A 13,514-nucleotide genomic window follows, 5' to 3' on the forward strand; every position below is an offset into this window, starting at 1 on the left:
TCAAAGATCGGTTTCAATACTCTTTTTACCAGGACGATGGTGTTTCTCTTACTGCAGCAGACACCTCGTCATATGATGCTTGAAGGAGGTGCGTACTCGAATTGGGCAAAAAACGGCGTAAACTCACCCCAAAAAGGTCCCGTTTCTTGTTGTCTGATGAGCAAAACGGTTTTGCCCCAATTTAGGTAAAAGCATCCCGAGCTTATTTGAGCATGGGATGCTTTTTACCTAAATTGGCGTCCCGACATTTTCCCAGCAAAATCCCCTCTAAGCAAGAGAAGAAGTGGGCAATTTGAGGGATGTTTGAGGATAAAAGATGATTCTTGAAAGCACTCTCAGGCTATCCAGAAACTGAGGGAAGAGCGATTTTTCAAGATACAGGAAAAACTTGATTGAGCTTCTTAACACTTCTCCAACCAATATCTCTCTGAAATCGTTCTTCCATCTTCTGTGTGAATTGCTGCCTGCTTAGAGGGGATTTTACTGGGAAAAATGTCGGGGCCTCTTATGGAGCACTATGTGGTATTAGATTGTATTCACCAGGAGTCCTCCATCCGCAACCAACTCCGTTCCTACGATAAACGATGAATCCATCGTGGCCAGAAACAGCGCGACCTTCGCTATTTCTTCAGGATTGCCAAAGCGCTTGAGCAGTAAACGCTGCTGCAATAGCTGCGAAAATCCTTGAGCTTCTTGCGCAGATGCCCCAAGTTTGTCAAAAAAACGGTGTGTTTATCGGTCCAATGGTGATGGCATTGACGCGAATCTTGCGATCGCTCAACTCAGAAGACAGGGTTCTGGCCAATGAATGGACTGCGGCTTTACTGGCTGAATACACGGAAACACCTGGGTAATCAACATGTCCATTGACCGAACCATTAAGAATGATCGAGGCTCCCTCATTCAGAAAGGGCAATGCTTTTTGAATAGTGAAGAAGGCACCCTTCAAATTGATATCCATAATCCTATCAAAAGACTCTTCCGTCACCTGTTCGATTGGCTCCATCCGAGCGATACCTGCATTCGCGAAAAGGACATCCAATTTGCCAAAGGTCGTCTGTGCGGTAGTAACGGCATGCTCAATATCACTGATCCTGGTAACGTCTGAGGGGATAGCCAGAATACGCTCCCCCAGTTCTGCCCTCACCTGCTCAAGGGCCTTTTTGTCACGACCGGTGATGGCGACCTTTGCCCCCTGGGCATGAAACTCTTTTGCCGTGGCCAAGCCAATACCACTATTACCACCAGTAATCAGGGCAACTTTCCCTTCTAAATGATTCATGTTATTCTCTCCTCTGGAAGTATTTCATTATGGCCGTGTTCCAGTTCATCTAGCCCGAAACGGTTGTAAAAGCTGTACTAGAACGTTGATCATCAAAACTCATTTCATGACGCAAGCCACCTGCACATTCGACCATCTCTGTGCACCATACCGCGTTTTGGGAACTGAGCGCTAGAGTGCGATGATGGCTAACCCGGATTCTGGATCGTGACGGCGATGCCAATGTGCTGGCAACTCTTCGAGGAGAAACTCCAAAGTTGGCCTTACATGAGCCTCCATGATGTGACCACCATGTACCAGCCCATTCGAGTCGCCAACGACAACGTGGGCATGAATCTGAGGTGTACCATCCTCCTTCAAGGTAATGTCACCTGTGAGGGCAAGCACCTCGACCTGCTCATCGAGGGAAATCTTCTTATATGACTTCTTTTCAGGCTCGAAATAACCCAGTATCGCATCGCTGAAACCACCGAGGCGGTAAAGCGAGCAGCAGCCAGGCCATTTTGCGTCGCAAATTGGAGTAAGGTTGCTATGAACTCATCACCTTGGTCGAAGACAAGGACATAGGTCTTCCCTCCCTGGTCATGCAGTAATTTTGTTTTCATAGGTTTCTCCTCAATGAGGTAGCTGCATACGAGTGTTTTTCATGATGTGAGATCTGCTTTGGAGCCTCCCTCCTCATCTGAGCTGCCCCGCCTTCTCCGGGATGCCCAGCAGGGCGTATCATGAAAGTCCTCTGAGTGTTCGCCGTCATTTTCGCAAGGTTCCTGGCGTTTCCTCAATCAACCCTGAGAGAAGAAGAGCTGAAGTGCATGATAGGTTTCTTCAGGGGCTTCTTCTGCAAGAAAATGTCCCGATGGGATACCATATCCCTGAACCATTTTTGCACGTTCGCGCCAGATTGCCAGGATATCATAGTGACGTCCGAGAAAGCCGTTTGTTCCCCACAAGACGAGCAACGGGCACTGAACTTTTTGCTGCAAATCCGCTTCATCATGCAGTAAATCAATGCTGGCGGAGGCACGATAGTCCTCACTTATGCCGTGGATCGTTGCCGGATCGCTGAAGCAGCGCACGTATTCGGCCAGAGCTTCCGGTGTAAATACGGAGATATCCCTGGAAAGACTCTTCAGTGTGCTGCGGAGAAAGTATTCCGCCTGCCCTGCAATCAAACGCTCAGGAAGTTCAGCAGGCTGGATAAGAAAGAACCAATGATAAAAGGCCGTTGCAAATGCTTTATCAGTGGTTGCATAGGTTTCGTATGTGGGTACCATATCTAGAATGGCAGCTTTTTTGATGCACTTCCCATAATCGAGGAGCATACGATGAAGGACACGTGCTCCTCGATCATGTCCAATCACGTGAAACGATTCGTAGTCAAGTTGGCTCATCACTTCTCTCATATCCTGAGCCATCACGCGTTTTGAGTAATTTGAGTGATCAGGTTCCCCTTGGGCTTGGAGCTATCGCCATACCCACGCAGGTCAGCGAGGATAACGGTAAATGATTCGGCGAGGCGAGGCGCAATTCTATGCCACATGACATGCGTCTGAGGATACCCATGCAACAATAAAAGCGGTTCACCTGATCCTCCTTTCAGCACATGAATGCTTGCTCCATTCGTCTTGATCTGCTGAAAAGTAAAGGTTTCCAACATATTCTGCATCTATTCTCCCTTTTGTTGGACCAGCATCAAAGGAATAGTTTTATCACTGACATCTGTGGATACAAAAGGTTTTCTGTTGCAACAAGGGGATAAAGTCACTCTATTATTCAGCTTTAAGCTGTCACTTTCTCCTCGTGATTCGTAGTTTATGACAGGAATGCAAGCACTTCCAATGAACGTCAACAAACCGATGAATAACCGACCTGCTCGACGGTTGTGTTGCAAGAAAGAGGAACGGAATAGAGCAAGGCCTGCAGAGGTTTTCTTGTTCAGCTAATGAGCGAGCCGAGCCAAGCGCGGCATTGATAGCAGCGCGTCGGAACAGAGCAGGGATATCTGGCGCGAGATCGGTGAGTGGCATGATCGGATTGGGGTTGGACTCCGTTGTATGCGTGAGTTTCTCCAGGGCCGTGAGGGCCTCCTTTTGCTGCGACCTATGAACGAAAACACCCCAGGTATTGCGCCGCCTGCTGCTCGTGAAGGCCCATGACGTGGTTCCACACGCCGTCGCGCCAGCACCAGGGATACCACTGGAAACAAGGAACCCACTCACTTCCCCGCTCTACCAGCACCACCAGGGACTTCATCTCCCAGGGTACCGTCGAGGCAAACGTTCTCCTCTCGGCCATCTTTCTCAATCGACGGCTATAGGATACTCCGGCGATCTGCAAAGGTGTGCGTTCCCCCACTCCCCTCACATCTCATCCTTGCTCCCATGGATCGAAAAGACGTATACTAAATTTGCCTTTCTTCTTCTTGAGGGGCCATCCTTCCGCCTTCTGGGCTTCCTGCTTGCGTCCAACGCCTTCATCGAGAGTTGTTTCAAACACCTTCTTCAGAGTCGTCTCTACCTCGGGGTGATCTTCTTCATTAGGCGTGAATGAAAAGAAAATAAAAAGAAAATAATAGGAATTAGCGGGAGGTAAAAGGGGTGATCTTACGCACTTGATCTAAAGAGAGTTGCCAGAAGGTGCCCTGGATTCTCTGTGTTTGTGGATTACCCCAGTACTCACTCTCATGAACGTTATTGATGTCAAAGATTCGCTCCCAACTCTGTACTATCCTTGCTCGATATACAGGATGAGACATGCATTCCACATATTGAATTCCCTGCCCCTCCACTTCAGCGTAGAAGGCTTCATCCTCCTCCTCACTCAATCCTAGATACCAAGCATTGAGGGGAGAATGCCACATATCAAGGTCTGAGAGTAAGATCTGATCTTCAGCTATTTCAAACTCGATGCGTATTCCTTTCATGCCAGAGTCAAGATGTCTATTGCGTAAATCAGGTCGGCACTGTTTGGGTCCATAGTATTGATACCATGCCCATAGGGGATAGGCTTCAGGATTGGGGCGAGGGCCGATACGCTGCTCCATTTGCTCAATCAACCAGTGATATGCTGTTCTCCATTGTGTAAAGTCACGTACAAGCTCAGGTGCTTCGGCTGGACCATAGAGAATACCGTCTCTTTGTAATATTTCCCAGACATAGAGGGGCTGCATCGTCCAAACGATCATAAATAGCATGTACCTCTTAGAAGATCAGAAAGTGGATGCTGAAAGAAGGAGGTGTGCCCGCCAGTAGTAACTGACGAGGCAAAACATATAAAAGTAAGGGATGTCATTGTTAATATAACAAACAATCAATATAACAGTCAAATGATTGAAGCATCAAGTGTAGAGCGCTACCAGGATGAGAGCATGTCATCCTCAGCTTTCACGGGTATTGTCAACTTAAGCAAAATTGTAGAGCTTAAACAAGAGAAGCAGACCCAAAAGTGGGGATGATGCCCATTTTCTGACCGTTTTTTCTGGAGGATCCTAGCGAATGTGGCGTCAATATGGTGAAAGCTCATCAACAAAAATTTTTAAGCTGACAATACCAGCTGGCTTATCCAGAACTCACTTTTTCTACTATCTTCACTTAGCTACTCGCCCCGCTTGTGCCCACGCTGGCGATACTGCTCGGCACGGCGCTTATACTCTGCAACGGCAGCGCGGGTCGCAAACCAGTGGTGGCCTCGCTTACGCGCTTCTAGCCTCCCATATCGGGCGGCCCAACTTAATACCTCTGGCTCATACCCAAACTCTCTGGCAAGTTGAGGCAAAGGGAATGCATCCTCCTCCTCTGTTGCCGGGGTCGTCGCGCATGCTTCCAGGTAGAGGTCAAGGCTGGCTTCGACGGCCTGACCGATCAGGTTGATAAGAGGATTATAGTTGCCGGTATTTCCCTCCTGTAGCGCATGGATATAACGCACGCGCCAATCTTTGAGCACCAGCGCGGGCGGGTAGCCCTCTCGCATGAGCATAAGATTCAGCAACAAGCGTCCTACTCTGCCGTTTCCATCGGGGAAGGGATGAACGGCTTCAAACCCGTGATGTGCGATGGCGGCACGGGTCACGGGATCGTACTGCCGTCCCTGCTTCCCTTCAACCCACTTCTCCCACTCCCGCATGAGACGAGGAACCTCGCGGGCTGGCGGTGGAGTCATGTTTGACCCTCTGATATATACCGGAACCGTGCGCCATACTCCGGTTTGCTCCTCGTCAAGAATGGTAAGCATAACAAGCTTATGCAAAGTCAGAACCACTTCCTGGCTGATCGGGGTGTTGCGTTGCCAGTGTTGATCGCCCTTGCCATTCACCAACTGCAGCACATAGTCATAGGCACGGGCATGGTTCTCCGTCTCCTTGTACTCCCTGAGCGAGTGACCACCCACGGTCATACCATACTCGATGACCATTGCCGTTTCATTAAGAGTCAAGGTATTGCCCTCGATGGCGGTGCTATGGTGCGTCAGCATGACTTTCAAGTCCTCATTGAGCCGTGTAACGGTTCCCGCTGGCAGGGGTCGATGTCGGTCTAGCTCCGCTTTCTTCTCTTGGAGGCGGGTGGCAAGCCTTGCGTTCATCTTTGGCTTTTGCTGCCTGCTCACGATACTACTCCTTCATTTGGCAATGCTTTAACGTAACGCATCTCTAAAAACTACTCTATCCGTTGTGTGATTTGTGCTCACTACTCTATTCTTAATACACAACGTATAGGCGGCAATAACGTAATGCGTTGCATAATTAAGGGTTGTGTTGCAAGAAGTAAGCTGATCTGATAAGGTTGAGAGAAAAGAACCAAAGAGGATCAGATATGACTGAGCAGTCCCCGTTCAAATGGCGTCATTTTCAGGCTGACATCATCCTTCTGTTCGTCCGCTGGTATTTACGCTACGCGCTCAGTTACCGAGATCTCGAAGAAATCATGCTCGAACGGGGACTGCAAGTCGATCATACCACTATTTACCGTTGGGTGCAGCGCTATGCCCCTGAGCTGGAACGACGGTGCCGGCCCTATGTGAGGGCAACAACGGATTCCTGGCGTGTTGACGAAACCTATGTGAAAGTCAGAAAGGTGTGGATGTATTTGTATGGGGCTGTCGATTCGGAAGGAAAGACGCTCGATTTTTGGCTGCGTTCAACCAGAGATGGAGATGCTGCTAAATGCTTCTTTCTCAAAACCCTCGCTACATCTCATGTGAGCTCGCCACGTGTGATTAATGTCGACAAAAACGCTGCCTATCCCAAAGCGTTTCAAGAACTCCAGGCGGAAGGACACATTCACATCGCACCGAAGCAACTACGCGCAGTTACGTCGACGCGGATATTACCAAAGTAAGGGAAACCCAGCTGTTTTTCGATATTCTCAAGCTGTTCTTTGGTGGCGACATCAGGAAAGGTTGTCCTGAAAGGGGGAGGATTGCGGAAGCCAGGGTCCATCCATTCATCCGCACCAAACCAGCCACGATCCCGGCACTGTTTCCGTATCCGTGTCAATAATTCCTCGGTTTTTTCATCAAGAGACATCGTCCCACTGACTCCTTTCGTGCGAGATCCTCTGTGTATCTCATCATTCCTCAGACGAGGGAGAGATCAATAGGTTCTCATCAATGAGATTGACCTGCCCAGAAGAGGAGCATTGGGGAGCGTGGCGCCTCTGCGAGCGCTGCTTCTTTCCCAACTGCACAACGCTGTCGCATATACGATTAATTGCCAGGAGTAGAATTGCGATTTTTCTCGAAGGAGGAAAACTCATGGGTCTTACGATTTGCCCAGCGACAGTTGTCGCTGCCCCGGTTGAGAGCGTCTGGGAACTGCTCTCGGAGCCAACACTCTATGATGAATGGTGGGATGCGCACACGGAGCGCATCGTGCCAGAGGGGAAAGCCTCGCCCGGGCAGGTGCTCCATGCGCACACCCGGGCGTTGGGCAGGAGGTGGAAAGTCGCGCTCAGGATAGAGGCGGTGAAGCCGGAAAAGCATCAGATCCAGGCAACCACTCTGTGGCAATCAGTCTGTGGATTTTGATGTCTACGTTTGTCAATGATCTTGAGGATGGTGAATATGAAGTGAATGAGTATGGGGTGCTTGTGAGTGAGGAGGTGAGTTTTTTGCAGTAGATCCTTTCCCTTCACTATTTGAGTTGTCCCTCAGGGTATAAATCCCAAGATTAAACTGGTGGAATCTGTACAATTATCCTGGTGAGCAAGCTATCCCGAACGGGTTGTTCACCAGGATAATTATTGGATTTCCGCCATGATACTGTTGGGATTTACACCGTAAGACGGTGCTACCGTTCAGCGCCATCAGCGTTTGGGAGAATCGCTACACTCTGCTGGTGGATCTCACCTCCGAGGAGCTGGGCAGTCCCCGGCCAGCATCGCACAGTTTTACCATTCGACCGTATTGCATCATGATGGAATCACCATACTGGCGCAACGGAGGATCGCTATGCTGGTCGGGATGAATGTGCTTGTATCTCTAGCATATAATCAAAAAATAATACCGTTTGCTTGGAGAAAAGCAAAGGCAGGCCATTATGTCAACGTATGATTTGTTATGGTGCCGCAACTGCGGAAGGGCGGTTGATGGGGAAGAGGCTAACCTACAAGAGGCTCCAATTTTTGGATGGTATCAATTGATACTACGACCATTTGGTATCAATCCGCTCATGAAGCGCCACAACTGGTCCCAATGCACCTGAATAGTTACCAAATTGGTTAGTACTATCCATTTAAATCGATTGAAGGAGGAAACAGAATGAGTTATATGTCAGTAGGAGAGGTACTGAGACATCTCCGGAGACCGTTGCAACGAGCACTAATTTTGGGAATATTCTGGTAGTAAGTGCGAAGAGTTGACAGATTTTCGGGCGAAGAGTGATCAATCGGCGCGAAGAGTGATCAGCTCATCTCTTGCTGATGAGCAACATGGCTCTACAAACAGATTTACCGCTTTCAATAGTGTAAATTCATGAGCAAAAATTGCTTGGATTGTGAGCTTCTGCCGCCCTGTTCCGGCCTGTTTTTGGGCTGAAACAGGCGCGTCTCGCTGGGTTTCATGCTACTATAGCCCACGCATAACAGGCAAAAACAGGAAAATTCGCACGCGAATTGACAGAAACGCTTGAGAACGATCCGCATCTCAAGCGGCTTCCCTCGTCGCCAATAGTTGAGCTGATCACTCTTCGCGCCGATTGATCACTCTTCGCCCGAAAACCTGATCACTCGTCACCTTATTTACCATATTCACCTCAATAATAGCGCTCTCTTTTGCTATCACCGCACCTAGTTCAACGGCACATGCAGCAAGTATGAGCAATTATTCCTCAGGAGCAGAAGGTGGAGCTGACCCTCAGCAGTCCATTATGGCAGGACCGAATGACCCTCAGCAGTCGCTGCCTGGAGCTGATTATGGACCCAATCAATCTGGTCCTGTGTACAAAAGCGAGCCTTCTTTCTGGGAACAATACTGGCAAAGTGTTCAAAATTATGGGGTGGGGCCAGGTGGAGGACAGCGCTGCTACGCATCAAGGGGGTTTGGCTGGATTTGTCCCGGGAGCACACATTGATGGCATCTCACTGCTAGAGCCTCTTGGATCGTTCTCAATTCTAAGTTAAGTTCTCAATGGACATGGTAATAAGCATGAAGGGTGAGCAGGTTTTAGGGCAACGAGTGAGCAATCGGTGTGAAGGGTGAGCAGCACAACTATTCACCGCTTGAGAAATCGCCCCACACCTGGCTTCTTCCATTAGTACTCTGTAAATTGACACTCCTCTAGAAGAGCATATCTGATGGAGGAGGAAGGGTATCATGCTCGTCCTCGGCAAAGAATACTGTCTTCAGACAGGGATGGGGCGTCTCTCGAAACGGCGCTTGTCTGTTATCCCCTCATGAGAGACCCAGGAGCTGGTAACAGTGCCACTCCTGAAAAGCTGCGACCAAGCATTGCATTAAGTCGCCAGTTAATTAAGCCTGATCGGAATGCATGTTCCATGTTTTTCTGACGCATATCTTGGTTCTGTCTCGCTTTTGTTGAAGGATGAGCTTATCTGAGGAAAGTGAATGTTTCTGCTCACAGAAACAGCACAGCTTTTCACCTCTGACAAAAGTGTTTTCACCAAATTTGAGACAGTTCCATAACTTTTCATCATGAGCACCTGAAAATGATTCCCATCTCCATGCAAGCAAAGATGTTCGCATGGAGATGGGGGATCATTCCTTCTCTCCTCCTCAACTCGCCGTGGTCATTTGTGGTATTTTCGCCCTGATCGCTTGGAGTTGAGCATCATCGGAGATCCCTTGGAAGTCGTAGCGTGGGGTGTATGGTTCTTCCAGTTGTTGGATTTCTTCTTCCGTCAACTCGATGTCGAGTGATGCTACAGCATCATCGATTTGTCCGATGGAGTTTGCGCCGACGAGCGGAGCCGTCACCACCGGTTTGCTTCGCAGCCATGCCAGTGCGATCTGGGAGCGCTTCCTCCCGCGATCACAGGCAATCTTTCCGACCGCCTCGATAATGGCCTTATCGCTTGCCTCGGTGAAAGGTGTGTATAACATATCGGCAAACCACGCATCACTCGTGGAACGTGTGGTGGACTTTGCCTCACTCCAGGCACGTGCAAGTCGTCCGCGAGCCAATGGACTCCAGATGATCGTCCCGACACCCTCGTCAAGACAGAGCGGAATCATCTCCCGCTCTTCTTCGCGAGCCAGAAGATTATAGTGATCCTGCATGCTCACAAAACGAGCCCATCCGCGCTCACGTTGCAGATGGAGCGCCTTAGCAAATTCCCAGGCAGGCATGGATGAGGCACCCAGGTAGCGGACCTTGCCCGCTTTGACCAGATCATGGAGCGCCTCAAGCGTCTCTTCCAGAGGCGTCGTATGGTCGTTGCGATGGATTTGATAGAGGTCAATATAATCGGTCCCCAACCGGCCCAGGCTGTGCTCTACCTCGGTCATGATGGCTTTGCGGCTCAAACCTTTCCCATTGGGACCTGACCGCATCGGATGTCGCAGCTTCGTGGCAATCACCACATCGTCACGATCCGCGTAATCTTTTAGCGCCCGCCCAAGGATTTCTTCGCTACTGCCTTGGGAGTACATGTTTGCCGTATCAAAGAAATTAATTCCTGCGTCGAGTGCGTGCCTGATCAGCTTGCGGCTTTCCTCTTCGCCAAGCGACCAGACAGGATGACCGCGCTCAGGTTCACCGAACGTCATCGCACCAATGGCAATGGGTGACACATCAAGACCAGTTGTCCCAAGTTTGACGTATTGCATACATTCCTCCGTTGTAGTTTAATAAGACTCAGAAAGGCGCTTCTAATAAACGGGGAGTTCCCCGTTTGCCTCTAGTATGTAGAATAAACGGGGAGTTCCCCGTTTGTCAAGTGTTCTCTACGTGGTGACAAGACCGTGAATCCAAAAGATCAGCGAGTGGACGCGCAGCAAAATCGGGTGGCTATTTTAGCGGCTGCCCATGAGTTATTGTCAGAAAATGAAAGCGTCTCATTGAACGCTATTGCAAAGAAGGCGGGCGTGGCCAATGGGACTCTGTATCGGCATTTTTCTACAAGAGAAGAACTGATTCTTGAACTGTACTGCCATGACGTGCAGCGCCACGCCGACACGGTTGACCAACTCCTTGAGGAAATGGAACCGCTCGCCGCGCTACGTGTGTGGATTGAACAACTTGCCGTCTATACACGAATGAAGCACGGTCTTGGGGAGGCATTAACCAAAGCCGCAGAAAGGAAAGTCGTTCAGATTACTTACCAGCCAGTAATACATGCGCTCTCTTCCCTTCTCAAAGCGGCTTCAGATGCAGGACAGATCCAGCCCAACATCCTCCCAGATGATGTCCTGTTATTAACTGGTGCGTTGTGGCGCGTTCCCCAGGATCAAGCTGGCCTCAAGCAGGCTGAGCGTTTGCTTGATATCATTCTTCGTGGCTTGCGTTAAGTGTGCGAAGCTGTTTGCTACTCAAGAAAGAGTTGCCAGAATAGACAAGTTTCCGACGCCTATCTTGGGCTCATGAGCCAAAGTTATGAGTCAATTTACAACCTTTTCCGTTCATACGACGACTTCCCAGATTGTTTCAGACAAAACCCATCGTTTTCCTGTATTGGGAGTATTCATTTTGCGTTTCTCATGAGGTTTGAATTTGAGCACACCCTTGCTTGGCATGAGCGTGCGCATTCTTCCACAGCCAGGGCATTCAACAAGCTGTGTGTCGCTCTCTTGAAAACGTTTGAGGGAGATTTCAACCAGCCCTGGAAACGTGCATTTGGGCGTTTTGCCCGTTTGCACGGGATTCTCCACCGTTTCCTGTTCTGGTTGCGTTTCCCGTTCTGTTTTGTTCTCATGCGCACCTTGCTCTGGTGGAGCCTGGGAAATGTCGATGCGTGGACCTGCTCCATCAGGCCTATTAGGCCCGCCGGAGAAATTTACAACGCTAAGCCCTCAAAATGGCTCAGAGGCGGGCTGAAGCTACCATACTGAGCACTTAGCGTTGTGATCTGGTCCGTTCATACTCAAAAGCCGCCCCTATTTGCTCAAGGGATTGCTGCCCTTCGGGTAAGATGGAGGCGAAGAGTTGGAAGACGTGCCACATGCCCTCCCAGACGGTCAGCTCGACCGGAACCTGTGTGGCTCTGGCGTGGTCTGCGACCTTGGAGGGAGTCATCCAAAAAGGCCCTCAGTTAAGGAACGATCGAGTTTGCCGCAAACTGGATAAGTGCGGGCACAGTTGGGATCAGATGAGCTTCCAACTGCGCCTTATATCAATCTTATCGGCAGAGTTGGCCCTGGTATCTGACGAAAAACTGTGCCGATAATCCAACTGGACCGATAACTCAAGCTGTTTTCAAGCTCAGTTACGTGAAACTGTGCCGCACTTATCTACCCTGTGGCAATTTGGCCCGCTCCTAAATACAGAGCCAAAAAGACTTCGTAATGACCGACATCAATGCGCAAGGATGGCAATCGTGCAAATCAGCGTAGATCGGTGAAAGTAGTGGATTCTGGAGATCTTCCGTGCCCATATAGAAGCTCGCCAGCGCGTTTATGACTTTTCCGGTAAACGTGGGAGCGGTCGCATCACGCGTCGTTCGGCTCTCAACTATCCCTTTCAGGTCGGTCCAAGGGGAGAGCAGCGTTACCCCTGCTGGCATGGGTACATTCTTTTTAGGTATAAAGATAACCAACCTCCTCTTTCCTTTCAATTGGTGACCTGAACGATCATCTTGCCCATATTGTCTCCATGGAGCATACCGAGGAAGGCATTAACGATATGACCGAAACCCTCAATCACCGTCTGATCAACGATGATGCGTCCCGATTGGATATGCGGCGTGAGCAACTCCTCTAGTTCGCCTCGAACGTGTTGGTAGTCGCGGACTGAGAAGCCCTCCAGGCGGAGGCTTTTCAGCACGACATTGAAGAGGTTGCGAGGAGCGACTGGAGGCTCAGTGCTATTGTACTGGGCCACCGCCCCGCATAAAGCAACACGCCCGTGTTCATGCAGGGTACTAATCGCCGCTTCGAGATGCTCCCCACCAACGTTGTCGAGATAGATGTCAATTCCTTGGGGGGCGACCTGTGTCAGCAGTTCGCTGACAGGGCCATCGTGGTAGTCGAAGGCGGCGTCGAACCCCAGGTCTTTCGTGAGATGCGTGACTTTGGCCGCTGATCCCGCACTGCCAATCACTCGACTGGCACCCAGCAGGCGGGCGATTTGCCCTGCTGCACTCCCAACGCCGCCGGCAGCAGCCGAGATAAACACGGACTCTCCTGTTTGGAGATGGGCAATTCTCGTCAGGGCCACGTAGGCGGCGAGGCCAGTTCCGCCAAGGATGCCCAGATACGCGCTACTAGGAACCGCTGGCACCTGTGGCAACACCTGGACATCCTCAGCACGAACCAGCGCGTGCGTGCGCCACCCTTTGCGGTGAAGCACAAGATCGCCTCTGACCAGGTGGGGAATCCGAGACTCCACCACGCGACCAATCGCTCTGCCATCCAGAGGGGCGTGGAGGTCCCATCCTGCATCCATAGACGAGCGCATATAAGGGTCTACAGAGAGGTAGATATTCTCCACCAAGGCTTCCCCTGCTTCGGGCCAGGAGATGGGAACCTCCACGAATGCGAAATGCTCGGTAGCTGGCCATCCTTGGGGACGACTGACCTGATGCACCATTATTGCTTTATTCTCCATGTTTCTCTCTTTTCATGT

13 protein-coding genes and 3 pseudogenes are annotated in these 13,514 nt (G+C 50.2%); 3 read left to right on the forward strand and 13 right to left on the reverse strand.

The window, feature by feature from the left end; translation table 11 throughout:
• Positions 1 to 525: 525 nt before the first annotated feature.
• From JMJ04_RS48070 to JMJ04_RS20725, 8 genes and pseudogenes are all read right to left on the reverse strand, one after another.
• Entirely contained in the window at positions 526 to 669 is a 144-nt protein-coding gene (locus tag JMJ04_RS48070) for an SDR family oxidoreductase (protein WP_268887360.1), read from the reverse strand.
• A gap of 46 nt (positions 670 to 715) precedes the next feature.
• Complete coding sequence (locus tag JMJ04_RS20695; protein WP_268887361.1) at positions 716 to 1,282, reverse strand: SDR family NAD(P)-dependent oxidoreductase; 567 nt, start codon at positions 1,280 to 1,282, stop codon at positions 716 to 718.
• 171 nt (positions 1,283 to 1,453) lie between these two features.
• Positions 1,454 to 1,798 (reverse strand): PPC domain-containing DNA-binding protein, encoded by a 345-nt coding sequence (locus JMJ04_RS20700; RefSeq protein ID WP_201374449.1) that lies wholly within the window; start codon positions 1,796 to 1,798, stop codon positions 1,454 to 1,456.
• 266 nt (positions 1,799 to 2,064) lie between these two features.
• Positions 2,065 to 2,939: pseudogene (locus tag JMJ04_RS20705) on the reverse strand (alpha/beta fold hydrolase).
• Between the two features lie 286 nt (positions 2,940 to 3,225).
• Positions 3,226 to 3,354: pseudogene (locus JMJ04_RS46620) on the reverse strand (transposase); the annotation flags it as partial.
• Positions 3,355 to 3,382: 28 nt separating this feature from the next.
• Positions 3,383 to 3,637, reverse strand: coding sequence for a hypothetical protein (locus JMJ04_RS20715; protein ID WP_201372415.1), 255 nt, complete (start codon positions 3,635 to 3,637; stop codon positions 3,383 to 3,385).
• Between the two features lie 223 nt (positions 3,638 to 3,860).
• The gene (locus JMJ04_RS20720; protein ID WP_201372416.1) at positions 3,861 to 4,466 is read right to left on the reverse strand and encodes a DUF3841 domain-containing protein; all 606 of its coding nucleotides are present in this window, start codon (positions 4,464 to 4,466) and stop codon (positions 3,861 to 3,863) included.
• 410 nt (positions 4,467 to 4,876) lie between these two features.
• On the reverse strand, positions 4,877 to 5,884 hold the full coding sequence (locus JMJ04_RS20725; protein WP_201372417.1) for a Fic family protein: 1,008 nt from the start codon (positions 5,882 to 5,884) through the stop codon (positions 4,877 to 4,879).
• A gap of 206 nt (positions 5,885 to 6,090) precedes the next feature.
• On the opposite strand from JMJ04_RS20725, the pseudogene JMJ04_RS20730 reads away from it, so the two are divergent.
• Positions 6,091 to 6,558 (forward strand): annotated as a pseudogene (locus tag JMJ04_RS20730) (IS6 family transposase); the annotation flags it as partial.
• Here JMJ04_RS20730 and JMJ04_RS20735 read toward each other — a convergent pair.
• A complete protein-coding gene (locus tag JMJ04_RS20735) occupies positions 6,558 to 6,803 on the reverse strand; it encodes a hypothetical protein (protein WP_201372418.1) in 246 nt (81 codons plus the stop codon). The pseudogene JMJ04_RS20730 and the gene JMJ04_RS20735 sit on opposite strands and share 1 nt — an antisense overlap.
• 227 nt (positions 6,804 to 7,030) lie before the next feature.
• Between JMJ04_RS20735 and JMJ04_RS20740 the strand changes: the two genes are divergently transcribed.
• Entirely contained in the window at positions 7,031 to 7,303 is a 273-nt protein-coding gene (locus JMJ04_RS20740) for an SRPBCC family protein (RefSeq protein WP_201372419.1), read from the forward strand.
• 2,205 nt (positions 7,304 to 9,508) lie between these two features.
• On the opposite strand, the gene JMJ04_RS20745 is transcribed toward JMJ04_RS20740, so the two are convergent.
• Entirely contained in the window at positions 9,509 to 10,561 is a 1,053-nt protein-coding gene (locus JMJ04_RS20745) for an aldo/keto reductase (RefSeq protein WP_201372420.1), read from the reverse strand.
• A gap of 135 nt (positions 10,562 to 10,696) precedes the next feature.
• Here JMJ04_RS20745 and JMJ04_RS20750 point away from each other — a divergent pair, with 135 nt between their 5' ends.
• Positions 10,697 to 11,242, forward strand: coding sequence for a TetR/AcrR family transcriptional regulator (locus JMJ04_RS20750; protein ID WP_201372421.1), 546 nt, complete (start codon positions 10,697 to 10,699; stop codon positions 11,240 to 11,242).
• Between the two features lie 544 nt (positions 11,243 to 11,786).
• Here JMJ04_RS20750 and JMJ04_RS20755 read toward each other — a convergent pair.
• The 3 genes from JMJ04_RS20755 to JMJ04_RS20765 all read right to left on the reverse strand — a co-directional run bounded on the left by JMJ04_RS20755 (position 11,787) and on the right by JMJ04_RS20765 (position 13,496).
• Positions 11,787 to 11,966 (reverse strand): alpha/beta hydrolase family protein, encoded by a 180-nt coding sequence (locus tag JMJ04_RS20755; protein WP_201372422.1) that lies wholly within the window; start codon positions 11,964 to 11,966, stop codon positions 11,787 to 11,789.
• A 241-nt stretch (positions 11,967 to 12,207) separates the two neighbouring features.
• Positions 12,208 to 12,504: an alpha/beta hydrolase fold domain-containing protein gene (locus JMJ04_RS20760; protein WP_307811708.1), complete on the reverse strand. Its 297-nt coding sequence runs from the start codon at positions 12,502 to 12,504 to the stop codon at positions 12,208 to 12,210.
• On the reverse strand, positions 12,501 to 13,496 hold the full coding sequence (locus JMJ04_RS20765; RefSeq protein ID WP_201372424.1) for an NADP-dependent oxidoreductase: 996 nt from the start codon (positions 13,494 to 13,496) through the stop codon (positions 12,501 to 12,503). Before JMJ04_RS20765 ends, JMJ04_RS20760 begins: the two co-directional genes overlap by 4 nt.
• Between the last annotated feature and the right edge of the window lie 18 nt (positions 13,497 to 13,514).

Source organism: Ktedonobacter robiniae, from assembly GCF_016587375.1.
GTDB lineage: Bacteria > Chloroflexota > Ktedonobacteria > Ktedonobacterales > Ktedonobacteraceae > Ktedonobacter > Ktedonobacter robiniae.